This is a genomic window from Duganella sp. 1224 (assembly GCF_013408245.1).
GTDB lineage: Bacteria > Pseudomonadota > Gammaproteobacteria > Burkholderiales > Burkholderiaceae_D > Rugamonas.
In genome coordinates this window covers 20,870-43,022 of the sequence record NZ_JACBYS010000007.1, presented here as the reverse complement: position 1 = coordinate 43,022, position 22,153 = coordinate 20,870, and the positions used below count along the sequence as shown (strand labels likewise).

The 22,153-nt window shown below is 67.5% G+C and carries 18 protein-coding genes; 6 read left to right on the top strand and 12 right to left on the bottom strand.

Annotation, left to right across the window (positions count from 1 at the left end):
• Window positions 1-124: 124 nt before the first annotated feature.
• Complete coding sequence (locus FHW58_RS22910; protein ID WP_179675501.1) at window positions 125-1,030, top strand: alpha/beta hydrolase; 906 nt, start codon at window positions 125-127, stop codon at window positions 1,028-1,030.
• Between the two features lie 24 nt (window positions 1,031-1,054).
• Here FHW58_RS22910 and FHW58_RS22905 read toward each other — a convergent pair whose 3' ends face one another.
• Window positions 1,055-1,411: a nucleotide pyrophosphohydrolase gene (locus FHW58_RS22905; protein ID WP_179675500.1), complete on the bottom strand. Its 357-nt coding sequence runs from the start codon at window positions 1,409-1,411 to the stop codon at window positions 1,055-1,057.
• Window positions 1,412-1,538: 127 nt separating this feature from the next.
• Between FHW58_RS22905 and FHW58_RS22900 the strand changes: the two genes are divergently transcribed.
• Complete coding sequence (locus FHW58_RS22900) at window positions 1,539-2,405, top strand: GIN domain-containing protein (protein ID WP_179675499.1); 867 nt, start codon at window positions 1,539-1,541, stop codon at window positions 2,403-2,405.
• A gap of 7 nt (window positions 2,406-2,412) precedes the next feature.
• Here the strand turns inward: FHW58_RS22900 and FHW58_RS22895 are convergent, their stop codons facing one another.
• From FHW58_RS22895 to FHW58_RS22885, 3 genes are all read right to left on the bottom strand, one after another.
• Window positions 2,413-3,912 (bottom strand): methyl-accepting chemotaxis protein, encoded by a 1,500-nt coding sequence (locus FHW58_RS22895; RefSeq protein WP_179675498.1) that lies wholly within the window; start codon window positions 3,910-3,912, stop codon window positions 2,413-2,415.
• A 26-nt stretch (window positions 3,913-3,938) separates the two neighbouring features.
• Window positions 3,939-6,206, bottom strand: a complete 2,268-nt coding sequence (locus tag FHW58_RS22890; RefSeq protein WP_179675497.1) for a bifunctional diguanylate cyclase/phosphodiesterase — start codon at window positions 6,204-6,206, stop codon at window positions 3,939-3,941.
• Window positions 6,207-6,292: 86 nt separating this feature from the next.
• Complete coding sequence (locus FHW58_RS22885) at window positions 6,293-6,925, bottom strand: GIN domain-containing protein (RefSeq protein WP_179675496.1); 633 nt, start codon at window positions 6,923-6,925, stop codon at window positions 6,293-6,295.
• A gap of 177 nt (window positions 6,926-7,102) precedes the next feature.
• Here FHW58_RS22885 and FHW58_RS22880 point away from each other — a divergent pair, with 177 nt between their 5' ends.
• Window positions 7,103-8,374, top strand: a complete 1,272-nt coding sequence (locus tag FHW58_RS22880; protein ID WP_179675495.1) for an MFS transporter — start codon at window positions 7,103-7,105, stop codon at window positions 8,372-8,374.
• Here the strand turns inward: FHW58_RS22880 and FHW58_RS22875 are convergent.
• The 3 genes from FHW58_RS22875 to FHW58_RS22865 form a co-directional block, all read right to left on the bottom strand.
• Entirely contained in the window at window positions 8,371-10,821 is a 2,451-nt protein-coding gene (locus FHW58_RS22875; protein ID WP_229265468.1) for a chemotaxis protein CheW, read from the bottom strand. The two genes, FHW58_RS22880 and FHW58_RS22875, sit on opposite strands and share 4 nt — an antisense overlap.
• 250 nt (window positions 10,822-11,071) lie before the next feature.
• Window positions 11,072-11,359, bottom strand: a complete 288-nt coding sequence (locus tag FHW58_RS22870) for a PsiF family protein (RefSeq protein ID WP_179675493.1) — start codon at window positions 11,357-11,359, stop codon at window positions 11,072-11,074.
• A gap of 44 nt (window positions 11,360-11,403) precedes the next feature.
• The gene (locus FHW58_RS22865) at window positions 11,404-14,514 is read right to left on the bottom strand and encodes an alpha-1,6-glucosidase domain-containing protein (protein ID WP_179675492.1); all 3,111 of its coding nucleotides are present in this window, start codon (window positions 14,512-14,514) and stop codon (window positions 11,404-11,406) included.
• Window positions 14,515-14,685: 171 nt separating this feature from the next.
• On the opposite strand from FHW58_RS22865, the gene FHW58_RS22860 reads away from it, so the two are divergent.
• Together FHW58_RS22860 and FHW58_RS27340 are read left to right on the top strand one after the other, a co-directional pair.
• Entirely contained in the window at window positions 14,686-15,213 is a 528-nt protein-coding gene (locus FHW58_RS22860) for a superoxide dismutase family protein (RefSeq protein ID WP_255484695.1), read from the top strand.
• Between the two features lie 13 nt (window positions 15,214-15,226).
• Window positions 15,227-15,979, top strand: a complete 753-nt coding sequence (locus FHW58_RS27340) for an MGMT family protein (protein WP_218892856.1) — start codon at window positions 15,227-15,229, stop codon at window positions 15,977-15,979.
• Here FHW58_RS27340 and FHW58_RS22850 read toward each other — a convergent pair.
• The gene (locus tag FHW58_RS22850) at window positions 15,976-16,719 is read right to left on the bottom strand and encodes an SDR family oxidoreductase (RefSeq protein ID WP_179675491.1); all 744 of its coding nucleotides are present in this window, start codon (window positions 16,717-16,719) and stop codon (window positions 15,976-15,978) included. The genes FHW58_RS27340 and FHW58_RS22850 overlap by 4 nt on opposite strands.
• A gap of 106 nt (window positions 16,720-16,825) precedes the next feature.
• Between FHW58_RS22850 and FHW58_RS22845 the strand changes: the two genes are divergently transcribed.
• Window positions 16,826-17,728, top strand: a complete 903-nt coding sequence (locus FHW58_RS22845) for a LysR family transcriptional regulator (protein ID WP_179675490.1) — start codon at window positions 16,826-16,828, stop codon at window positions 17,726-17,728.
• Between the two features lie 3 nt (window positions 17,729-17,731).
• On the opposite strand, the gene FHW58_RS22840 is transcribed toward FHW58_RS22845, so the two are convergent.
• From FHW58_RS22840 to FHW58_RS22825, 4 genes are all read right to left on the bottom strand, one after another.
• Window positions 17,732-18,808 (bottom strand): thioredoxin family protein, encoded by a 1,077-nt coding sequence (locus FHW58_RS22840; RefSeq protein ID WP_179675489.1) that lies wholly within the window; start codon window positions 18,806-18,808, stop codon window positions 17,732-17,734.
• A gap of 117 nt (window positions 18,809-18,925) precedes the next feature.
• Entirely contained in the window at window positions 18,926-20,440 is a 1,515-nt protein-coding gene (locus FHW58_RS22835) for a tryptophan halogenase family protein (RefSeq protein WP_179675488.1), read from the bottom strand.
• Between the two features lie 10 nt (window positions 20,441-20,450).
• The gene (locus FHW58_RS22830) at window positions 20,451-21,464 is read right to left on the bottom strand and encodes a cupin-like domain-containing protein (RefSeq protein ID WP_179675487.1); all 1,014 of its coding nucleotides are present in this window, start codon (window positions 21,462-21,464) and stop codon (window positions 20,451-20,453) included.
• On the bottom strand, window positions 21,448-22,149 hold the full coding sequence (locus tag FHW58_RS22825; protein WP_179675486.1) for a SapC family protein: 702 nt from the start codon (window positions 22,147-22,149) through the stop codon (window positions 21,448-21,450). The genes FHW58_RS22830 and FHW58_RS22825 overlap by 17 nt, the downstream gene beginning before the upstream one ends.
• Between the last annotated feature and the right edge of the window lie 4 nt (window positions 22,150-22,153).

Genomic DNA, 22,153 nt, shown 5'->3' with positions numbered 1-22,153 from the left:
TTTTTTTCACCCCAAACAGAAGGGGTCTGACCCCGTACGGGGTCAGACCCCGGCCGCAGCGGTGTGCGGGTTACGCGGGTGCCGCATGGTGTAGCATGGCGGCTCTACTCCAAGGAATATGCGCATGCTGAACCCCCTCAAAACAACCCTGCTGGCCGCCGCCATGGCCGGCAGCGTGGGCGGCACCGCCGCCGCTCCGATGTCGCTGCAAGACTACCTGGCCCTGAGCGGCCCGTCACCCACCCGCCACGTGGCCTACGGCGCCGCGCCGTCGCAGTTCGCCGAGCTGTTCCAGCCGTCCGGCGACGGCCCGTTCCCGGTGGCAGTGATCATCCACGGCGGCTGCTGGACCAAGGAATTCGGCGGCATCACCCAGATGCGCAACATGGCCGGCGACCTGGCCGGACAAGGCATCGCCGTATGGAACGTGGAGTACCGCCGCTACGACGAGGAGGGCGGCGGCTATCCCGGCATGTACCACGACGTGGCCACCGCCATGGACCGCCTGCGCGGCCTGGCGCCGCAGCACCACCTGGACCTGTCGCGCATCGTGCTGGTCGGGCATTCGGCCGGCGGCCACCTGGCGCAATGGGCGGCCTCGCGTGCGCGGCTGCCGCGCACCAGTCCCCTGTACGTGGCCGATCCGCTGCCGGTGCCGGAGGTGATCAGCCTGGGCGGGCTGGCCGACCTGCGCAACGAGCAGGCGCTGATCAAGACCAGCTGCGACCGCGACATCGCGCAACTGGCCGGCGTGGCCAGCGCCGCGCGGCCCGACATCTTCAGCGACACCTCGCCGGCCGAGATGCTGCCGGTGGGCGTGCGCACGGTGCTGATCCACGGCGAGCTGGATACCATCTCGCCGCTGCGCGTCGGCCAGGACTACGCGCGCCGCGCCCAGGCGGCCGGCGACGCGGCGGAAGTGGTGTCGCTGCCCGGCGGCAGCCATTACGACGAGGTGGCGGCGACGTCGCCGTCATGGCGCATCGTGCTGGCGCATATCCGCAAGGCGCTGGGATTGCAGCCGCGCTGACTGCCGCGCCAGGGCGCGGCGCCGTCAGTCGCGGCCCGGCCCGGCCAGCGGCGCTGCGCCGGCCGGGTACTTGACGGCGTTGAGCGCCATTTTTTCGACGGCGGCGGCGTGCAGGTCGACGTCCATCTTGTCGGCCAGCTGCACCAGGTAGAGCAGCACGTCGGCCAGTTCGTGGCGGATGGCGGTGCGCCTGGCATCGTCCAGTTCCTCGGCGGCGCCGGTGCGCAGCCACTGGAAGTGTTCCGCCAGTTCGGCCACTTCCACCGACAGCGCCATGGCCAGGTTCTTGGGCGTGTGGAAGGGGGCCCAGTCACGGGCGGCGGCGAAGTCGCGTGTGCGCTGGCGCAGATCCAGCAAGTCGGTCAGGGTGGAGGTGGTCATGGCCGCTATGGTAACACCGCCGATTTTGCGTTTCATCCCTCTTTTTCTACCGTTTGTCGCAGCGGCCGGGCGGGTGGCGCGCACGCTGGCTATAGTGGCAACACTTTCACTTTCAAGGACACCCATCATGCGCCGCACCGTCATCGCTCTCGCCGCTCTTTCCATCCTCGCCGGTTGCGCCGTGATCGTGGTGCCGGACGGCGAAGGCGGCGTGTCGTACAAGTCGGGCTACAGCAGCAAGGCGGTCGAGGGCGACGGCAACAACGTGGTGGAGACCCGCCAGGTGGCCACGCTCGATGGCCTGGATGTCACCGGCCCGATGCAGGTGGAGGTGCGCGTCGGCCAGCAGACCGCGCTGCAGCTGCAGGGCGACGCCAACATCCTGCCGCTGGTGCGCACCGACGCCAGCGGCGGCACGCTGCGCGTCTGGGTCGAGGGCAGCATCCGCAGCAACAGCCCGATCCGCGTCACCTACAGCACGCCGGCGCTGCGCCACCTGTCGGCCAATGGCTCCGGCTCGGTGACCGTGACCGGCCTGAATCGCGCGCCGCTGGAACTGTCGCAGAACGGTTCGGGCGGGGTGCGCCTGAGCGGCAACGTGACGCGGCTGGACGCGCGGCTGAGCGGTTCCGGCGGCCTGAATGCCGCCGACCTGGACAGCGGTTCGGTCACCGCGCGCCTGAACAGTTCCGGGCGGCTGGAGCTGGGCCGCATCAGCGGCGACGCCCTGAGCCTGGACCTGCGCGGCTCCGGCGGCGCCACCGCCAGCGGCAGCGTGCGCACGATGACGGTGCGCCTGAACGGCTCCGGCAGCGCCGACCTGGCCGGCCTGAGCGCGCAGAGCGCGGACCTGAGCAGCAATGGCTCGGGCGGCATCTCGGCCACCGTCACGCAGTCGGTGGTGGCCTACGCCAACGGCTCCGGCGGCGTGACCGTGTACGGCAATCCGGCGCAGCGCAACGTCAGCGGCAAGCGCGTCACCATCGTCAACTGAGCGCGCGTCAGCGCACCTTGAAGAACGCCATGGCGCTTTGCAGCTGCTCGGCCTGACCGCTCATTTCCTCGGCGGTGGCGGCCAGCTGCTCGGAGCTGGAGGCGTTCATCTGCGTGGTCTGGCTTAACTGGCTCATGGCGGCGTTGATCTGTCCCGCGCCGGCCGACTGTTCCTCCGAGGCCGCCGTGATCTCCTGCACCAGGTCCGAGGTGCGCTTGATATTCGGCAGCATGGTGTCCAGCAGCGCGCCGGCCTTTTCGGCCAGGTCCACGCTGCCCGAGGCCACCTGTTCGATCTCCTGCGCCGCCACCTGGCTGCGCTCGGCCAGCTTGCGCACCTCGGCCGCCACCACGGCAAAGCCCTTGCCATGTTCGCCGGCGCGCGCCGCCTCGATGGCCGCGTTCAGCGCCAGCAAATTGGTCTGGTAGGCGATATCGTCGATGATGCCGATCTTCCGGGCGATCTCGCGCATCGCCGCCACCGTCGAGCGCACCGCCGCGCCGCCTTCGCCGGCTTCCTGCGCGGCCTTGCCGGCCATGCCGTCGGTGACCTTGGCGTTCTCGGTGTTCTGGGCGATGGAGGCGGACATCTGCTCGATGGCGGCGCTGGATTCCTCGGCAGCCGCCGCCTGCTCGCTGGCGCCCTGCGACAGCGACTGTGCGGTGGCGCTGACTTCCTCCGAGGCGCTGGCCAGTGCCTCGGCGCCGTCGTTGACGTCACCCACCACGCGCTGCAGATTGCCCACCATGCTGTGCATCGCCGCCAGCAGGCTGCTGGTGTCGCCCGGCTTGATCTGCACCTTGACCGTCAGGTCGCCGTGGGCGACGCGGTTGACGATGTCGGCGGCGTAATCCGGTTCGCCGCCCAGCTGCCTGAGCAGCGCGCGCGTGATGAAGGCGCTGATCAGGGCCACCACCAGCAGCGTGCAGACGGCGATGACGATGGCGTTGCGCGCCGCATTCCTCTTCGCCGCCACGGCGCGCTCGGCGCCCTGCCGGCCCAACTCGGTGTTGTAGTCGAAGTGCTCGTCCATCAGCGCCTGCATGATCTGGATCTCGGGCCGCGCCGCCTCCAGCGCCACGCGCGCCTTGTCGTTGCGGTTGGCGCGCGACTCCGCCAGCACCGCCTCGATCTGCGGCTGCACCCTGGCCCAGGAGGCTTTTTCCTTGTCGAGGATGCCCTTGTCCTTGTCGTCGCTGAGCAGGGCGGCGTATTTTTTCAGGTTGTCGTCGACCAGCTTGCGCATTTCGGCGACGCCGTTGTCCAGTTCCGCGAATTTCTTGTCATCGGTGTTGAGCACGTGCTGGTTGACGCGGATGCGCATGCGCAGAAAGCTGTCGCGCAGTTTGTCGATCACCACCAGGCTGGGCACCGTGTTGACCGTGGAGTAGTTGGCGGCATCATACACTTCGTCCATCTGGTACTGGCTCAGGCCCGCCATCAGCACGATGCCCGCCAGGGCGGCACCGGCCAGCAGGCCCATTTTCTGCGCGACGCTCAGTTTCATTGCGTTACCTCCCTTGTCGTGGATGGCTATACGACGGCCGCCATTGCCGTGCTGCTGAGTAAACCTTGTATCAGTGCCGCCAGCGGCATCGGCCGGGCGTACAGGTAGCCTTGCATGCAGGCGCAATCGTGGGCGATGAGGAACTCGGCCTGCGCCTGCGTTTCCACGCCTTCCGCCACCACGCGCAGGCCGAGATGGCCGGCCATGGCCAGGATCGATTGCACCAGCGCCTTGCTGCTGGCGTCTTCCGGCGTGTCCATGATGAAGCTGCGGTCGATCTTCAGCTCGTACAGCGGCATCTTCTTCAGATAGGCCATGCTGGAGTAGCCGGTGCCGAAATCGTCGATCGAGAAGCGCAGGCCCATGGCAGTCAGCTCGCGCATGCGGGCGATGGTGTCGTCCATCTTGTCGATCAACAGGCCCTCGGTCACTTCCAGCACCAGCAGGCCGGCCGGCGCGCCGGTGTCGGCCAGCACGCGCTGCACCTGGGCGACGAAATCGGCCTGGCGGAATTGCGTCGGGCTGACGTTGACCGACAGCGGCATCGCCAGCCCGGCCGCCCGCAGTTGCAGCACGGCGTCGCAGGCCTGGCGCAGCGCCCACGCGCCCAGTTCGACGATCAGGCCCGACTCCTCGGCCACCGGGATGAACACGCCGGGCGGCACCATGCCGCCGTCCGCCAGCGGCCAGCGCATCAGCAGTTCGCCGCCGACCGTGCGGCCCTGGCGGTCGACCTGCGGCTGCACGTGCATTTGCAGCTCGCCGTTGGCCAGCGCGGCGGCCAGGTCGCGCTCCAGCGTCAGGCGCTGTTCGACTTCCGCCTGCATGGCCGTCTCGAAGAAGGCGATGCCGTTGCGGCCTTCCGACTTGGCGCGGTACATGGCGGTATCGGCTTCGCGCAGCAGGTCGTGCGCGGTCTGCGCCGGCAAGCCTGGCCGCGGCATCATGGTGACGCCGATGCTGGCGGTGGAGTTGTAGGTCTGGCCTTCGATCTCGAAATCCTGGCCGAGGGCGGCGCGGATTTTTTCCGCCACCGTCAGCGCCGCGTGGGTGGCGCCCTGCAGCTCGGGCGACAGGTGACCGAGCAGCACCACGAACTCGTCGCCGCCGATGCGCGCCACGGTGTCGGCCTTGCGCATCAATTGGCTCAGGCGCGCGGCGGCGTTGCGCAGCAGGGCGTCGCCGATGGCGTGGCCGCGCGCGTCGTTGATGGTCTTGAAGCGATCGAGGTCGATGAACATCACCGCGCTGTAGGTGGCGCCGCGCTCGGAGCTGGCCAGCAGCTTGTCGATGCGGTCCATCAGCAGGCGGCGGTTGGGCAGGCCGGTGAGGACGTCGAAGAAGGCCAGCCGGTGGATGTCGTCCTGCGATTTCTTGCGCTCGGTGATGTCGCGCTGCACCGCCACCCAGTGGGTATTGACGCCGCCCTCGTCGGCCAGCGGCACCAGTTCCGTCTCCACCCAGTAGGGCTGGCCGGCCTTGGTGTAGTTGAGCAGTTCGGCGCGCACCGCCTGGCTATGGGTGATGGCGCGTTCGATGTCCGCCACCACCGCCGGGTCGGTGTCCGGGCCGCGCAGCAGGCGCAGATCGCGGCCCATCACTTCGTCGCGGCGGTAGCCGGTGTGGCGTTCGAACGCCTGGTTGACGAAGATGATGCGCTGGCCGGTGTGCTGGTCGACCTGGGCGATCAGCACCATGTCGTTCAGGCGCGCCAGCGCGGCGGAGGTCAGGCGCAGTTCGGCGTTGAGGTCGGACAGCTTGTCGAACGAGCGCTCCAGGTGCTGCAGCAGCACCGCGCACGACAGCGTCAGCACCGCCGTCATGAACATGAAGTTGATGGAGATGATGGCGGCACGCAGCAAGGCATGCTCGGGCAGGCCTTGCAGATCGATGACCGCATTGCCCTCGAAGCCCAGCACCATTACCGCCAGCCCGGCCAGCACCAGCATGCACAGCGCCGGCCGCAGGCCGAGCAGCAGCGCCGCCAGCACCGGCACCGCCGTCAGGTAGATCTGGCTGACCGGGCCCACCTTGAGCAGCAGGGCGATGCCGACCACGAAGGCCACGCACAGGAAGTTGAGCACGCGCGCCGTGTAGGCCAGGCTGCGCCAGCGCCAGATGGCGCCGATCCACAGCAGCGCCAGCGTGTCCACCACGGCGATCGACCACATGCCCTCGCTGGCGGCCAGCAGCGCGCTGGGCACGGCGGTGAACAAGCCAAGCACAAACACCACCAGCAGCAGCCTGGCAAAAATCTGCGCGCGCCAGTGCGCGATGTCGTTTGCCACAGCCATGAAGGTGGTCTCCCGGATGCGTTGCCGTTACTCATCAGTTATGCAACTGATAGTACCCGCATTCGCCCCCGGTGTCACCGGGCCGCTTAGTCGCCGGCCTTGACGCTGCCGATGCCGCTGACCGATTTGTTGACGGTTTTCGGATGGCCGTAGTAAGTCAGCTCGCCGATGCCCTTGGCCACGGCGTTCAGCAGCTCGGTGGCATAAACGCTCACATTGCCGATGCCTTCAAAGCTGACGTCCACGCGTTCCGACTGCAGCTTGCGGGTGTCCACCTCGCCGACGCCGCGCGCGTTGACGCGCAGGTATTTGACCTTGCCCTCGGCGGCCAGGCGGCCGGCGCCCTGGTAGCTGATGTCCAGGCGGTCGGTGTTGACCTTGTTGAGCAGCGTCTCGCCGGCGCCTTCCACCTTGACGCGGCTCAGCGACGGCAGGGTGATGGTGATGCGCGGGTCCTTGAGCGAGCCTTTGACGACTTTGTCGGGCAGGGTGATCTGCAGCTCGTTGTCGATCACCTCGGTCTTGAGGTTGGCCACGAACTTGTCCTCGCCGCTGACCACCACCGACTGCGCCTTGCCCACTTCCACCGTCATGGCGAAGGCGCCCTTGGCGTTGATGGCGATGAACGGCGGCAGCGCGCGCGTCGATTCGGCCGCCTGCGCGGCGGCGCTGAGCGCGAACAGGACGGGGAGCAGAATGGCGGCAGCGGAACGGCGCATGATAATTCCTCGGTAAGATTGATCAATTGGACATTTTAATTTTACTGAACTTGCTTGCCTCTGCCGAAAGTTTTGCGACGAACTGCACAAAACGGGTGTTGTGTTGTTTGCCGACGACTATTTCCTCTATAGTGACGCCGATGGCGGCCCGGCGCCGCGGCTTTTAACGAGGACTATATGGCTACCCAGACCGGCACCGTGATGCGCGTCGTCAGCGGCAATTTCATGGAGATGTTCGACTTCTTCCTGTTCGGTTTTTACGCCAACGCCATCGCCGCCGCCTTCTTCCCGGCCGGCGACGAGCTGGCGTCGCTGATGCTGACCTTCATGACGTTTGGCGCCGGCTTCCTGATGCGGCCCCTGGGCGCCATCTTCCTCGGCGCCTACGTTGACCGCGTCGGCCGCCGCCGGGGCCTGATCGTCACGCTGGCGCTGATGGCGATGGGCACGCTGCTGATCGCTTGCGTGCCGGACTACGCCACCATCGGCTACCTGGCGCCGGCGCTGGTGCTGACCGGGCGCCTGCTGCAGGGTTTCTCGGCCGGCGTGGAGCTGGGCGGCGTGTCGGTGTACCTGTCGGAGATGGCGACGCCGGGGCACAAGGGCTTTTACGTCAGCTGGCAGTCGGCCAGCCAGCAGGTGGCGGTGGTGGTGGCGGCGGCGCTGGGCTTCGCGCTCAACACCATGATGGCGCCGGCCGCGATCAACGCGTGGGGTTGGCGCATTCCCTTCTTCGTCGGCTGCCTGATCGTGCCGGTGCTGTTCTTGCTGCGCCGCTCCCTGCAGGAGACGGCGGCGTTCAAGGCGCGCACGCGGCGCCCCGAGCTGCACGAGATTTTCCGCTCGATGGTCAGCAACTGGGGGCTGGTCATCGGCGGCATGATGCTGGTGTCGATGACCACCGTGTCGTTCTACCTGATCACCGTCTACACGCCGACCTTCGGCAAGAGCGTGCTGCACCTGAGCGCCACCGACGCGCTGACGGTGACGGCGCTGATCGGCGTCTCCAACTTCATCTGGCTGCCGCTGATGGGCGCCCTGTCGGACCGCGTCGGCCGCCAGCCGCTGCTGGTGTGCTTTACCGTGCTGACGATACTGACCGCCTATCCGGCGCTGCACTGGCTGGTGCAGGCGCCGGGCTTCGGCCGCATGCTGGAGGTGGAGCTGTGGCTATCCTTCCTGTACGCCAGCTACAACGGCGCGATGGTGGTGGCGCTGACCGAGGTGATGCCGGTGGACGTGCGCACGGTGGGCTTTTCGCTGGCCTACAGCCTGGCGACAGCGCTGTTTGGCGGCTTTACGCCGGCCATCGCCACCGGCCTGATTGAATACAGCGGCGACAAGGCCGCGCCGGGATGGTGGATGACGCTGGCCGCGGTGTGCGGCCTGTTTGCCACGCTGCTGCTGTATCGCCGCCAGGCGCGCCAGCAGCAGCACGCGGCGTCCTAGCCGCGCAGGCGCGCGAACAGGCGCTCGATGTCGATCTCCTGTATCAGCACGTTGCCCTGGTTGGCCTTGATCAGGCGCGGCGCCAGCCCGGTCTCGCCGCCGCTGAAGGGCGAATCGGTCATGTCGGCGCTGTCGAACTGCTGCACCGAGTGCAGGTCGTCCACCAGCAGGCCGATGATCGACTGCCCGCAGTGCGCCAGCATGACCTGGCTGTTGTCGGTGATGGCGCCCGGCTTGCCGGTGGCCAGCAGCGCCAGGTCGAACACCCAGACGAAGTGCTTGCGGCCGCCGGACAGCGGCACGTCCAGCATGCCCAGGCGCGCCGGGTGGCCGGCGCTGGTGGTGCGCTGCACCTTGGCGAACGGCACCGCCTCCTGGATCTGCGTGGCGCGCAGCGCCATCAGCGTGCGGCCGGCGTAGAAGATGGCGAAGTCCGGGCCGGTGTCGCGCAGGCGCTCGATGCGCACCGCCGCCTGCGCCGGCAGCTCGTTGCGTACCGGGCCGAAGGCCTGCAGCAGCACCGCGAGCACCGGCTGCTCGACGCCATCGACGGCGCGGAATTCGCGGTAGCCGGTGGCGCGGGTGCAGGCGGCAATCACGTACTGGCCGTCGTGCTGCATGATGCGCGAGACGCTGGCGCCGTTGCCGGCGGCGGCCGCATTGGCCTGTTCCAGCAGGCCGGCGCCCAGCTTCAGCACGTCGCCCGGCGCGCAGGCGGCGTCGGTGCTGGACAGCACCTGGCCCTGCGGCGTGACGAAGTAGGCGCGCATGTTGGCGCGGCCGGCCACGCCGCTGTGCAGCATGTTGAGCAGCTCCGGCCGCGAGTCGAACACGATGCCGATGCCGCCCACCACGGTGGCGCTTTGCTCCGGATGGCGGATGGCGGCGTGGTAGATGTAGGTGGCGTCGCCGCCGTAGAAGGCCGAGGGGCCGAACGCCTCGGGATAGTGATCCAGCTCGCTGCGCAGCGCGGCCACGCGGCCCAGCGTGTCGCCGCTGATGTACTGGCCGACGATGTCGTCGCCGCCGGTGCTGGCGATGATGCGGCCGCCGCGGTCGTAGACGAACAGGCGGGCGTACACGGTGTACAGGCTGTTGATGTAGGCCAGCACCTCGGCGATGGCCCTGGTCTGCTGGTCCGACGGCTGCGCCAGGCCGCGCCGCAGCTGCGCCGACAGCGCCCACCAGCGGCAGTCGTTGGCGCGCTCGTACAGATTGCGGTCCAGCATGTCGACCAGCAGCTGAGAGGTCAGTTCGGCCTCGCTGATGCTGGAGGCCAGCACGGTCTGGTACAGGTCCTGGATCGAGTGCGAGAACAGCGCGTCGCTGCGCTCGCCGGTTTCGGTGATCTGGTCGAGCACCGTGTTGAGCTTGTTGATGCCGCCGGAGTGGCTGCCGTCGCCGCTGACCTGGTCGTTGGCGGCGCTGGTCACCTTGCCGTTCCAGACGATGCGCTCGATGGTGCGGGTGGTGCGCGTGACGGAACTCATCAGCTCGTGCAGCGACGGGCTGAAGGCCTGGGCGTGCGACAGCAGGCCCTGCATCAGCGCCGGCTCGACATCGGCCAGTGACTGGCCGCCGTTGGCGCGGAACGCCAGGTCGACCGGGATCATCAGCTGGGCCTTCCAGCCGGCCGGGCCGGGATAGCCTTGGTAGCCGGCCGAGCTGAAGGTGCGCACCAGGTATTCGCGGCCGCCGAACATCAGCAACTGCGGCTGGCCGTCGGCGTTGGTCGGCACGCGCACACCGGCCGGGATCCACAGCGGGTCGGCGCTGCTGATCACGTGGTCCTGGGCGTCCAGCAGCAGCATGTTGGCGCGGTGCGACGGATCGCGGTAGGCGGCGAAGATGGCGCCCATCTCCTGTTCGAAATTGAAGCACAGGCACAGCACGCCGGCCGGCTCGCCGGTGTCGGGGTGCAGCATGCGGTGCGAATAGACCAGCGCCCGCGATTTGCCGGGACGCAGGTCGGTGGCGCGGAAGGTTTCGACGTAGCCGTTGGCGTCCAGCGTCTGCTGCAGCAGCGGGTCGCGGCTGTAAGTCACCGGCGTGGCGGGATCGGCCTGGACCAGCACGCGGCCCTCCAGGTCGAGCAGCAGGATTTCGTCGTAGACGGTGTACTTGTCGCGGTAGTCGGACAGGCGCTGGCGGGCGGCGTCCCTGTCGTCGTCGAGGCCGGCGACGAAGCGGCACAGGTCGGCGTCGGTGGCCAGGAAGCCGACGTCGGCGGTGCGCTCGAACAGGTTGCGCACCAGGATGTCGATGGCGTAGCGGGCCTGGGTGCCGAGGTCGGCCAGCACGTGGCGGACTTTTTCATGCACCAGGTTGGACACCAGCGCCTGTTCGAGATGCGCGAAACCGGTGCGCGTGGCCACCATGGCCGGCAGCAGCAGGCGCGCCTCGGCCGGGCAGTTCATCTTGGCGGACGACTCGATCAGTCGCCACATCTGGTTCAGTTCCCGCAGCGAGAGTTCACAGCGGGCTACGTCGGGCATATGGGGTAGGAATATGTCCGCGTTCGCTTGGGGGTAATTGGTCATTACGTCTGCTTTGAACACAAAAATATACTCAGAGCAATTAATGTGCCAAGGCAACAATAATAAAAAACCACCCCAAGCGAAGGGGTCTGACCCCGTACGGGGTCAGACCCCGGCCGCAGCGGTGTGCGGGGTTGACGGGTGCAAGACACGGCAACGTCTATTTACCGCTCAAGCACTCCTTCATGAACGCCTTGCGCTCATCCCCCTTCCTGCCGCTCGCGTCCGCATTACATTTTTTCATTTTCTCCTGCTGCGTCAACTTGGGCGCTTCGGCGGCGGGCTTGGCGCTCAGGCATTCCTTCATGAAGGCCTTGCGCTCATCGCCTTTTTTGCCGGCGGCGTCGGCATTACAGGTTTTCATCTTGTTCTGCTGCGCGGTCGGCTCGGCCGCGAAGGCGGCGCCGCTCAGGGTCAAGATCAGGCTGGCTACGAACAGTTTTTTCATGGAAGTCCTCGCGGATAAAACATGGTGGTAAGGCAACTATACAGCTAGTCGTCAACGAATACCACCGCGCTGCGCGGCGGAATGCTGAAGCCGCCGTTGCCGTTGTAGCTGGCGCCGCTGGCGCGGCGCTGCACCTTGTGCACCTTCAGCTGGCGGCCGGCCAGTTCCGGCACCGTCACCGTCTGCGTCGCCGGCGTGACGTTGAACAGCGTGACCACCAGCTTGTAGCGCGCGTCCGCGTAGCGCCGGCCGTCGATGCTCATCACGATCACGCCCGGCACCTGCGACGGGCCGGTGTTGTGGAAGCGCAGGCGCTGCTGCACGTCCTGCGCCGTGCGCAGGCGGAACAGGCTGCTGTCCTGGCGGATCTCCAGCAGCTCGTTCACGGCGTTGCGGGCGCTGATGATGGCGGCGGTATCGGGCTTGATCAGCGGATTGGCCAGCACCGGCGACATCAGGCCCCAGTTGGCCTGGTTGACCGCCGCCAGCGGCAGGCCGACGCCGAAGTTGTTGGTCTGGTAGCTGTAATCGAGCTTGTTGAACCAGTCGCCGGCGTCGTAGCTGTCGCGGTCCAGCGACTTGGAGCGCAGGATTTCCTGGCCGGCGTGCAGGAACGGCACGCCCTGCGACAGGATGGTGAACGCCGCGCCCAGGGTCTGCGCGCGCACGCGGTCGGCCAGGCTGGTATTCTGCGGCAGGCGGAAGGCGTTGATGTCGAACAGTGTCTGGTTGTCGTGCGCCTCGACGTAGTTGATGGTTTCCGACGGCTGCGCCGCGAAGCCGGCCTGCTGGCCGAAGTAGTCGATCTCCGCGTTCCTGCGCACGGTGCCGGTGCGGTCGGTGAAGCGGTAGTCACGCAGCGTGCCGGACAGCGCCACCTTGGCCAGGTCGCCCAGCCGCAGCAGGTCATCTTTCGTTTGCACCGAGTGGCCGTTGGGGTCGGTGTAGACGCCGTTGACCAGGCCTTGCTGCGACAGCAGCGCGTCGCCGCTGTCGCAACAGCCGCCGCCGCGCAGGGTGTCGCGGATGCGGTCATTGAACGAGCCGATGCCGCTGCCGTACATATTGGCCTGGCGCGCCTGGACAAAGCGGGCGTCGTTGGCCACCGTGCCGAAGTTCCATGCCTCGCCGTACAGGTAGATGTCGCGGCCGGCCGCGCGGTTGACGGCGGCCTGCAACTGCTTCATCACCGCCAGCGGTGTGAAGCCCATGATGTCGAAGCGGAAGCCGTCGATCTGGTAGTCGCGCGCCCAGGTGCTGGTGGAGTCGATCATCAGCTTGGCCATCATGGCGTTTTCCGCCGCGGTGTCGGCGCAGCAGCTGTCGTTGGTGATGCCGCCGGCGGCGTTCAGCCGGTAGTAGTAGGTCGGCACGATCTTGTCCAGCACCGACAGCGGCCCTTGCTGCGAGGCGCTGGTGTGGTTGTAGACCACGTCCATCACCACCCGCAGCCCCTGTTCGTGCAGCCCCTGCACCATGGCGCGGAATTCGCGCACGCGCACCGCGCCGTCGTTGGCGTTGGTCGAGTAGCTGCCTTCCGGCGCCGTGTAGTGGACCGGGTCGTAACCCCAGTTGAAGCAGTCGGTCGCGCGCGACGCTTCCACCGCCGCCTGCTGGTCGCTGGCGTTGGGCGCGGCATTCGGGATGGCCGGCGTGGCGCAGCCGGTTTCGTTGACGCTGGCGATGTCGAAGGCGGGCAGCAGGTGGATGTGGGTCAGGCCGGCTTTCTGCATGTCGCGCAGGTGGCGCATGCCGTTCGAGCGTTCGTCGGTGAAGGCCAGGTATTTGCCGCGGTGCGCGGCCGGCACCGTGCTGTCGCTGGCGCTGAAGTCGCGGATGTGCAGCTCGTACAGCGCGATGTCGGTCGGCGCGTCCAGGCGCGGTACGCGGTGGTGGTCCCAGCCGTCCGGCTTCAGCGCGCGGCTGTCCAGATTGGCGACGAAGCTGCGCTGGCTATTGGCGTTGAGGCTGAACGAATAGGGATCGGTGACGGTGTTGCTGACCAGCGTGTTGCCGGCCCAGCGCGACAGCACCTGCACGTTGTAGGTGTAGTAGTAGCGGTTGACCCAGCTGGCGTCCGGCGCGGTGTAGCTCCACACGCCGCTGGCGGCGTCGCGCGTCATGGCGCGGGTGAGGGTGGCGGCGCCGCTGGCGTCCGGATACAGGTTGAGGCTGACCGATCTGGCGGTCGGTGCCCACACGCGGAAGGTCGGCGCGCCGTTGCGCTCGATGCTGACGCCGAGCGTGGCGCTGGCGGCGCGGCCGGCAAACACGTCGTCCAGCATGCCGCTCAGTTGCAGCGAGGTGACCTGCACCAGCTGGCCGGCCGCGTCAAACTGCGCGATGGCGAACTGGTTGCCGGCCTTGGCGGCGATGCTGGCGGCGTCGCTGGCCGACATGCTCAGCGCGGTGGCGCCGGCCAGGTGCGGGTACTTTTGCTGCAACGCCGTCGGCAGCGCGCCGATGCCGCTCAGCGCGATGCTGCCGTCGGCGCCGCTGACGCCGTCCACGCTGGCGCCAAGGCCGCCGTTGGCCGCGTAGTACAGCTTGTAGCTGGCGCCGCTGGCCGGCGCGCCGGGCCAGGCCAGCGTGGAGGCGGTCAGCCAGTGCGCGCTAGCGTTGTTCAGGTTGCCGTAGCTGATGGCCGGCGGGCTGGTGTAGACGGTGCAGTCGCCTTCCAGCATCCAGATTTCCTGGCCGGCGCTGGCGATGTTGCTGTTGAAGGTGGCCGACTGGTCGCTGCCGCAGGTCTTGTTGCCGTTGCCGTCGGTGAGCAGGAACCAGATGGCGCTCTTGCTGGTGTTGACCGGGATGTCGACGTAGCCGCCAAAGCTGTCGCTCTGGGTCATCATGAAGCGGCCGGTGATCCACGCCGGGCTGGGCGTGACGGGGCCGTCCCACGAGTAGACGCCCCATTGCGCGGTGTCGTTCTGGGCGCGGTGGTAGTGCATGCGGATGGTGGCGGCTGCCGGCGGCACCGCGGCCGCCAGCGAGGCGCCGGCGGTGGTGCTGTGGCTGGTGCCGCCCATCAGGCGGGCGGCCGGGGCCGATTGGGGCGCGGCGCTGTCGCCGCCACCGCAGGCAGCCAGTGTGCCGAGCGCGCCAAGTGCCAGCGCGTACTTGATCTTCGAAACAAAACTACATTGCAGTTTCATCGTTGTCTCCATGTTGTCGTAGTTATTGGCCTCCGATCATCTGTGGACCGAATGGTCTTGTAATATTACTACTTCAAAAATGGCGAAATTATAAAAATTTGTACAGAGTGTGGCGTAGCGGGCACAAGGTGCGACAATAATGCTGGATCATCATCTTTAAGGAGACTATTCATGATGCGTACCTGTCTGACCGCCACCCTGCTGGCCCTGTCCGTTGCCGGCGCCGCCCATGCCGCCGCCCCCGCCACCGCCGAAGTCGAGCTGAAGCCGACCACCGGCAGCACCACCACCGGCGCGGTGCGCTTCAAGCAGCAGGATGGCCAGTTGCAGATCGACGCCGATATCGCCGGCCTGGCGCCGGGCGTGCACGGCTTCCACATCCACGAAAAAGGCGATTGCAGCGCGCCGGACGCGACCAGCGCCGGTGGTCACTTCAATCCGGGCAGCAGCCAGCACGGCGGCCCGCAGAACCCGGCCCACCATGGCGGCGACTTCGGCAACATCACTGCCGACGCCAGCGGCAAGGCGTCGCTGCACCTGACCGTGCCGACCAGCCAGATTTCGCTGGACGCCGGCGCCGCCAACAGCATCATCGGCCGCGGCGTGATCGTGCATGCCGATCCGGACGACTTCGTCACCCAGCCTACCGGCAACTCCGGCAAGCGCCTGGCCTGCGGCGTGGTGGTGGCCGGCAAATAAGCCGGTCTTGCCCATGGCCGGCCGCATCGCGCAGTTGTACCGCAAGCCGGCGCGCGGCCAGCCGGCCGTGGCGCTGGCGCCCGGTGCCGCCATGCTGTGCGAGGCGGGCGTCGGCATCGCCGGCGATGCGCATGCCAGCCGGCTGAGTCCGCGGCAGGTGCTGGTGACGCTGGCCAGCGAACTGCGCGCGCTCGGCATCGCGCCGGGCGCGCTGGGTGAAAACATCGTCATCGACAGCGACCAGCCGGCGCTGTTCCGGCCGGGGACGGCGCTGGTCAGCGGCGGCGTCGAGATCCGGCTGACCATGTTCTGCGAGGCCTGCAAGCGCATCGCCCACGTGGCGCCCGACCTCGGCGCGCTGCTGCACCGGCGCGGCGTGTTGGGCGTGGTGGTCCATGGCGGCGAGCTGCGCGTTGGCGATGCGCTGGCGCTGGTGGGCGGCCGCTATCCGGCGCTGCCGGAATCCCCGTATCAAAAATTCCTCGATTTCGTGCCGACGATTCCGCCGGGCCGCGTGCTGCGCTATGCCGACGTGGCGCTGGCCATCGGCGTGGATGCCAGCTTTGTGCGCGCGCTGCCGGGCTACATCCGCCGCAGCGCCGGCGGCGACGTGCCGCTGCACCGCATCGTCAACGCACGCGGCGAGCTGCCGCGCCTGGCGCCGGAGCAGGCGGCTCGGCTGCTGGCGGAGGGCGTGGCGCTGCGCGGCACGGCGCTGGCGGTGGCCGACTTGCCGCGCTACCTGTGGCGCGGCGAAGCGGTTTAGAACTCCTGCACCGTCGGGCGCAGCACGATTTCGTTGATGTCGACGTCGGCCGGCTGTTCGATGGCGTAAGCAATCGCGCGCGCCACCGCGTCGGCTGGAATCGCCAGCTTGTAGAACTCCTTGACGAACTGCGCGCTTTGCTGGTGCGAGCTGCCGTGCTTGAGTTCCGAGTCCACCGCGCCCGGTTCGATGGTGGTGGTGCGGATGCTGCCGCCCACTTCATGGCGCAAGCCCTCCGAAATCGCCCGCACCGCGAACTTGGTGCCGCTGTACACCGTGCCGCCGGGGCTGAACACCTTCACGCCCGCCACCGAGGCGATGTTGATGAAGTGGCCGCTGTTTTGCTGGCGGAACTGCGGCAGCGCGGCGGCGATGCCGTACAACACGCCCTTGACGTTGATGTCGATCATGCGGTCCCACTCGTCGGTTTTCACCTCGTCCAGCGGCGCGATCGCCATCAGCCCGGCGTTGTTGATCAGGACGTCGACGCGGCCGAACACGCGCACCGCGTGATCGACCAGCGCCTGCACCTGCTCCTTGCGGGTGACGTCGGTGGCCAGCACTTCCGCCTTGCCGCCGGTGGCGCGGATCTCGGCGGCGATCTGTTCCAGCTTGTCGGTGCGGCGCGCGCCCAGCACCACGGCGGCGCCGCGCGCGGCCAGGTGGCGGGCGGTGGCTTCGCCCAGGCCGCTGCTGGCGCCGGTAATGACCACGACTTTGTTGTCGATGTTGGTGCTCATGTCAGACTCCTTGTGGTTGGTTGATGGAGCCAGTATAGGAATGCTGGGTATGCGAATAAATGGAAATGATATGATTTGAGAATTCCATTTTCAGGAATTCTCGACAATGCTGAACCGGTTGGAAATGTTGCGCATCTTCGTGGCCGCGGCGGAAGCGCGCAGTTTCAAGGAGGCGGCGGTGCGGCTGCGGATTTCGCCGCAGGCGGTCACGCGCGCGGTGCAGGACCTGGAGGCGGCGCAGGGCGAGCTGCTGTTTCACCGCAATACGCGCGGCATCCAGATCACCACCTATGGCGAGCATCTGGCCGCGCAGGCGCGCGACAGCGTGCAGCGGGTCGACGCGCTGTTCCAGCGGCCGGACGCGGCGGCGCCGGGGCAGATAGACGGATTGGTGCGGCTGACCGCGCCGGTGGCGCTGGGCCGCCTGCTGATGCTGCCGGTGCTGACCGCGCTGGGCCGCGCGCATCCGCAACTGCGGTTCGACGTGCAGTTCAGCGATACCCATGCCGACGTGGTGGACGATCGCATCGACATCGGCGTGCGTTTCGGCGCCATGCGCGACAGCCGCTACGTCGCCCGCCGCGTGGCGTCGCCGCCGTTCCGCACGGTGGGCACGCCGGAACTGATCGCCCTGCATGGCAAGCCAAAGCGGATCGAAGACCTGCACCAGCTGCCGACCACCTCGCTGCGCGACCACAGTACCGGCCGCGCGTGGCCGTGGTATTTCGCCGGCGGCCAGCAGATCTCGCCGGTCAATCCGCGCTTTCTCAGCAGCGATTCGGACGCCGAGTTCGACGCCATCATGGCCGGCCTGGGCTTCGGCCAGTTGCCGGGCTTTGTGGCCGACCGGCATATCGCCAGCGGCCGGCTGCTGCCGGTGCTGCACAAGCAGCAGCCGGAGCCGTGGGACATCTACGTCTACCGGCCGCAGCGCGGTCCGGTGCCGGCGCGCGTGCGGCTGGTGTTCGACCAACTGGTGGCCGGCCTCGGCGGCGCGGCGACGGCCTGACGATCAGCCGAAGGTGAAGGCGAACACGCGCGCGCCCTGGTCCGGGAAGCGCACTTCGAAGCGGCGCTGGCGCACGCCGCTGGCCTGGCGCACCAGCTGGTACAGGCGGGTGGCGTCGATCATGCCGTTGCCGCCGGCGTCGATGTCGGCGCCATGGTCGGCGCCGGGCGGCTGGCCGTCCAGCGTGACCTTGATGCGGATTTTGGCGCCGGCGGTGGCCGGGCCCATCACCAGGTGCAGGTCGCGCGCGCTGAACTGGTAGGCCACCGAGGCGCCGGCGTCGGCCGACACGGCGCTGTCCTCGCCCACCACCCAGGCGCCGGCCAGGCCCCATTCGTTGAGGCGCAGCTGCTCCGTGGTGTAAGTCTGCGGGCGGTCTTCGCGCACGCGCGGCATCGAGCGCATATTGGTGGCCTTGCCGTAGCCGACGTAGGTTTCCTCCGAGCCCAGGCGGTTGAGGTCGGGCGCCATCTGTTCGTCGTTGGGCGTGGGGTTGACCAGCGCGGTATCCAGCGGCACGCCGGGGTGCGCTTCCTGCAGCAGCGACTGGATGGCGCGCTCCATCTTGTCGTAGTCGCCCTCGCCGAACTGGTGGTGGCGGATCATGCCGTTGGCGTCCACCAGGTAAAACGCCGGCCAGTACTGGTTGCCCCAGTTGCGCCAGATGCGCTGCGTGCTGTCGACCGCGATCGGGTAGTCGATCTTGAAGCGGGCGACGGCGGCGTTGATGTTGACCAGGTCTTCCTCGAACTTGAATTCCGGCGTGTGTACGCCGACCACCACCAGCCCGGCGTTGCGGTATTTCTGCGCCCAGGCGCGCACGTAGGGCACGGTGCGGATGCAGTTGATGCAGGAGTAGGTCCAGAAGTCGACCAGCACCACCTTGCCGCGCAGCGATTGCGGCGTCAGCGGCGCGGAGTTGAGCCAGGTGGTGGCGCCGTCGAAGCCGGTCATGCGGCCTTCGGACGGCAGCGGGCTGCGGTAGGGCGTTTGCGCCTGGGTCAGGCCGCTGGCCAGCAGGGCGGCGGCCAGCAGGGTCAAACGGCGGGTGCGATTGGGCAGGGCGGAATGGTCAGTCATGGTTCGGGCCTCACGGTTGGCGACAGGCCAATGCGGCCCTGCGTTACTGTAAGCGAACGGCGGCGATCCGGGTTCCCCGGATCGCCGTAGCGGCGCCTGCTCCGATCGAGGTAGGCCTCAGGCGGCCTTGACGCCCTCGTCCGGGCGGCCGCAGTAGCGCTGCACGTAGGCCTGGTGGGTCGGCAACTGCACCACGGTGCGGTCGATGCGGCCCTTGATGTTGCCGAGGAAGGCTTTCAGTTCCTCGTCGCCCATCAGGTCGGCCGTCGAGTGGTGCGATTTCGGCATGATGCCTTGGCCGATCATCACCTGTATCCACGAGTTTTCCGCGAACAGCTCGTTCGGCACGCGGAACACGCGGCCGGTTTCGCGGAACAGGTCGATGCGGTGTTGCAGCGAGGCCGGAATCTGCATCTCGCGCGCGTCGATCCAGAACTGCGAGTCGGTGCGGTTGTTGGCGTGGTAGTGCAGGATGATGAAGTCGCGGATGTGGTTGATCTCGCTGTTGCACTGGGCGTTGTACTCGTCGATGTCGGCCTGCTGGATGCCGTCGGACGGGAACATCTGCATCAGCCGGATCACGCTGCGCTGGATCAGGTGGATGCTGGTCGATTCGATCGGCTCCAGGAAGCCGCTGGACAGGCCGATCGCCACCACATTGCCTTTCCATGTATGGCGTCGCTGGCAAGGCTTGAATTTGATCACGCGCGGCTCGATCAGCGTTTTGCCTTCGACATTGGCCAGCAGTTGCCGGCGCGCGGTGTCGTCATCCAGATAGCGGCTCGAATAGACGATGCCGTTGCCCACCCGGTGCTGCAGCGGAATGCGCCACTGCCAGCCGGCCTGGTGCGCCATGGAACGCGTCAACGGCACGGCGTCGGCGATGGCGGTGGTCTGCACGGCGATGGCGCGGTCGCAGAACAGCCATTGCGACCATTCCTCCACCGGTTCGTCCATCGCCTCGCCGATCAGCAGCGCGCGGAAGCCGGTGCAGTCGATGAAGAAATCGCCTTCGATTTCCTGGCCCGAGGCCAGCACCACCGAGCGCACGTCGCCGTTGTCGTGCTTGTTGTAGCGGACGATCTTGCCCTCGATGCGCTGCACCCCGCGCGGCTCGCTCAGGCGGCGCAGGAACTTGGCGTAGCGGCCGGCGTCCAGGTGGTAGGCGTAGTTCATGCCGTTGTTGGGCAGGTGGGCGAAGCGGTTCTCCATCGACGCCTTGAGCTCCAGGCAGTAGTCGCCGTAGTCGCCGGCCAGGCCGCGTTCCACGCCCTTGTGCCAGAAGTGCTGGAAGCCGGCGGTCCAGTGGTCGATGCCGGTGGTGCCGAACGAGTGGATGTAATCTTCCTTGAGGTTGCGCCAGCTTTCAAAACTGATGCCGAGCTTGAAGGTGGCCTGGGTCTCGGCCATGAATTCCTGCTCGTTGATCTCCAGCACGTTGTGGAAGTTGGTCAGTGTCGGAATGGTGGCCTCGCCGACGCCCACCGTGCCGATTTCCTCCGACTCGATCAGCTTGATGTCGAGGCGCTTGCCCAGCACCTTGGCGATGCCGGTGGCGGCCATCCAGCCGGCAGTGCCGCCGCCGCAGATGACGACACGGCGGACGGGCTGGCGATTGTTTGGATCTCGCATTTGGTCTCCTTTAGCGATTAAGTTTTTTGAGCAGATGGGCGCGCAATGCGCGCGCGCCATCCGCGCTCAGCGGCGATAACACGCCGCGCGCCTGTGGTGGGATATGGGCAGCCGTTTCTGTGTCGGCTTCGAATACGTAGTGGCGGAAGATCTCTTGCCAGGCCTGGCGCTGCGCCGGCGGCAGGTCGCGCAGGGTGAGGAAGGCCGCCATCAGGGCGTTGGTCGGCGTATCCATGTAGTCCGGCGACTGGCGCCACCAATAATTGACCAGCACGTTGAACGGCGACAGCGCCTCGATGTGGTGCCACCACATGCTGGGAATGAAGATGGCGTCGCCCGGTTCCAGCTCGGCGCTGCGGGCGTGGCGCAGCGCTTCGGCAAACTTTGGGTACTGCCCGAAATCGGGCTGGTGGAAGTCCACCAGGCTGATGGCCTGGCCGGCCGGCGTGAAGTCGACCGGGCCGACGTACAGGTTGGTCAGCTGCTCCGGCGGGAACAGCGTGAAGCGGCGCCGTCCGGCCGCCACCACCGCCACGTTGTCCGGCAGGTCGTAGTGGGCGGCGATGCGGGTGCGGTTGCCGATCCAGATGCTGGCCAGCGCGTCGCGACCGCCCAGGTCGAGGTCGTTGTGCTGGCGGAAGCCGGGCAGGCAGGTGTCGACGGTGGTCGAGCCGACGTAGATGGTGGGCGCGGGATCGAGCGCCAGCTTGTTTTCGATTTCCGCCAGCACGCCGTCCAGCCGCGCGTGCACGCGCTGGAAGTTGAAGCCGTCCATGGCCTCGTTATAGAAGAAACGGCCACCGGCGTCGGCGCCGCCCAGCATGGCGCCGACGGTGACGCCCTGGTCGTGCTGGCGCAGGTAGTCGAGGCCGGCGCGATCGGAGGCCAGCGCCGCCCGCACCATCGGCCAGCCGGACGCCAGCCCGCGCAGCACCAGCGGCTCGGTGGCGGTCAGGATCTGGTCGGTGAGATCGGTGGGGCCGAGGCCGGCGATCTCCCGCAGCGGTTCAGGCGAGGCGGGCATTCTTGCGGTCGATCAGCATGCGGAAATTGGACAGCGAGGCGATCACCATGTAGATCGATTGCAGGTGGCCGGCCTGGTGCAGCCTGGCGATGGCCTCGCCGCTAAGCGCCTGCAGGCGGTCTTCGTTGATGGTGTAGAAGCCCAGCAGGCGGTTCTGCGAGCCGTCGTTCAGTTCGACGTCGAGCGTAAAGCTTTCCAGCAGTTCGTTGTCCAGCAGCGCCTGCAGCAGGCCGGGCAGGCCCTGCATGCCCTGGTGGATGGCGAACAGCAGCGAATTGGTGCGGTCGAGGAACTCGGTGGTGCCGCCGTGCGGCTTGAACACTTCCTCGCCCTCGGTGCGGCTGACGCGCGGGTGGTCGAGGTCGACGTTGACCATCAGCTCGTTGCCGTTGACGCCGATCAGGAAGGGCTGGCGCTCGACCATCATCGGCACGTAGGGCGCATCCCAGCGCTCGCCCTGCAGGAACAGGTTTTCGCCATCCTGGAAGCCGAGCAGCGCCAGCGGCTCGAAGCCGAGGCCGTCCGTGGTCTTGTGGAAGACGATCGGGTAGCAGGCCTGGATGTCGCGGAATTCGGCCGGGAAGGTGGCCACCGCCATCAGCTGGTCGCCCCAGGCGGCGCCGCGGCGGGTGATGACGCGCAGGTCTTTGTGCTCGATATTGTTGAGTAAAACCGGGTTGGGCATAGTG

Excerpts from the sequence above, each read along its gene's own strand:
- FHW58_RS22910 (WP_179675501.1), top strand. The coding sequence starts at position 125 with ATGCTGAACCCCCTCAAAACAACCCTGCTGGCCGCCGCCATGGCCGGC.
- FHW58_RS22905 (WP_179675500.1), bottom strand. The coding sequence starts at position 1,411 with ATGACCACCTCCACCCTGACCGACTTGCTGGATCTGCGCCAGCGCACA.
- FHW58_RS22900 (WP_179675499.1), top strand. The coding sequence starts at position 1,539 with ATGCGCCGCACCGTCATCGCTCTCGCCGCTCTTTCCATCCTCGCCGGT.
- FHW58_RS22895 (WP_179675498.1), bottom strand. The coding sequence starts at position 3,912 with ATGAAACTGAGCGTCGCGCAGAAAATGGGCCTGCTGGCCGGTGCCGCC.
- FHW58_RS22890 (WP_179675497.1), bottom strand. The coding sequence starts at position 6,206 with ATGGCTGTGGCAAACGACATCGCGCACTGGCGCGCGCAGATTTTTGCC.
- FHW58_RS22885 (WP_179675496.1), bottom strand. The coding sequence starts at position 6,925 with ATGCGCCGTTCCGCTGCCGCCATTCTGCTCCCCGTCCTGTTCGCGCTC.
- FHW58_RS22880 (WP_179675495.1), top strand. The coding sequence starts at position 7,103 with ATGGCTACCCAGACCGGCACCGTGATGCGCGTCGTCAGCGGCAATTTC.
- FHW58_RS22875 (WP_229265468.1), bottom strand. The coding sequence starts at position 10,821 with ATGTGGCGACTGATCGAGTCGTCCGCCAAGATGAACTGCCCGGCCGAG.
- FHW58_RS22870 (WP_179675493.1), bottom strand. The coding sequence starts at position 11,359 with ATGAAAAAACTGTTCGTAGCCAGCCTGATCTTGACCCTGAGCGGCGCC.
- FHW58_RS22865 (WP_179675492.1), bottom strand. The coding sequence starts at position 14,514 with ATGAAACTGCAATGTAGTTTTGTTTCGAAGATCAAGTACGCGCTGGCA.
- FHW58_RS22860 (WP_255484695.1), top strand. The coding sequence starts at position 14,686 with ATGATGCGTACCTGTCTGACCGCCACCCTGCTGGCCCTGTCCGTTGCC.
- FHW58_RS27340 (WP_218892856.1), top strand. The coding sequence starts at position 15,227 with ATGGCCGGCCGCATCGCGCAGTTGTACCGCAAGCCGGCGCGCGGCCAG.
- FHW58_RS22850 (WP_179675491.1), bottom strand. The coding sequence starts at position 16,719 with ATGAGCACCAACATCGACAACAAAGTCGTGGTCATTACCGGCGCCAGC.
- FHW58_RS22845 (WP_179675490.1), top strand. The coding sequence starts at position 16,826 with ATGCTGAACCGGTTGGAAATGTTGCGCATCTTCGTGGCCGCGGCGGAA.
- FHW58_RS22840 (WP_179675489.1), bottom strand. The coding sequence starts at position 18,808 with ATGACTGACCATTCCGCCCTGCCCAATCGCACCCGCCGTTTGACCCTG.
- FHW58_RS22835 (WP_179675488.1), bottom strand. The coding sequence starts at position 20,440 with ATGCGAGATCCAAACAATCGCCAGCCCGTCCGCCGTGTCGTCATCTGC.
- FHW58_RS22830 (WP_179675487.1), bottom strand. The coding sequence starts at position 21,464 with ATGCCCGCCTCGCCTGAACCGCTGCGGGAGATCGCCGGCCTCGGCCCC.
- FHW58_RS22825 (WP_179675486.1), bottom strand. The coding sequence starts at position 22,149 with ATGCCCAACCCGGTTTTACTCAACAATATCGAGCACAAAGACCTGCGC.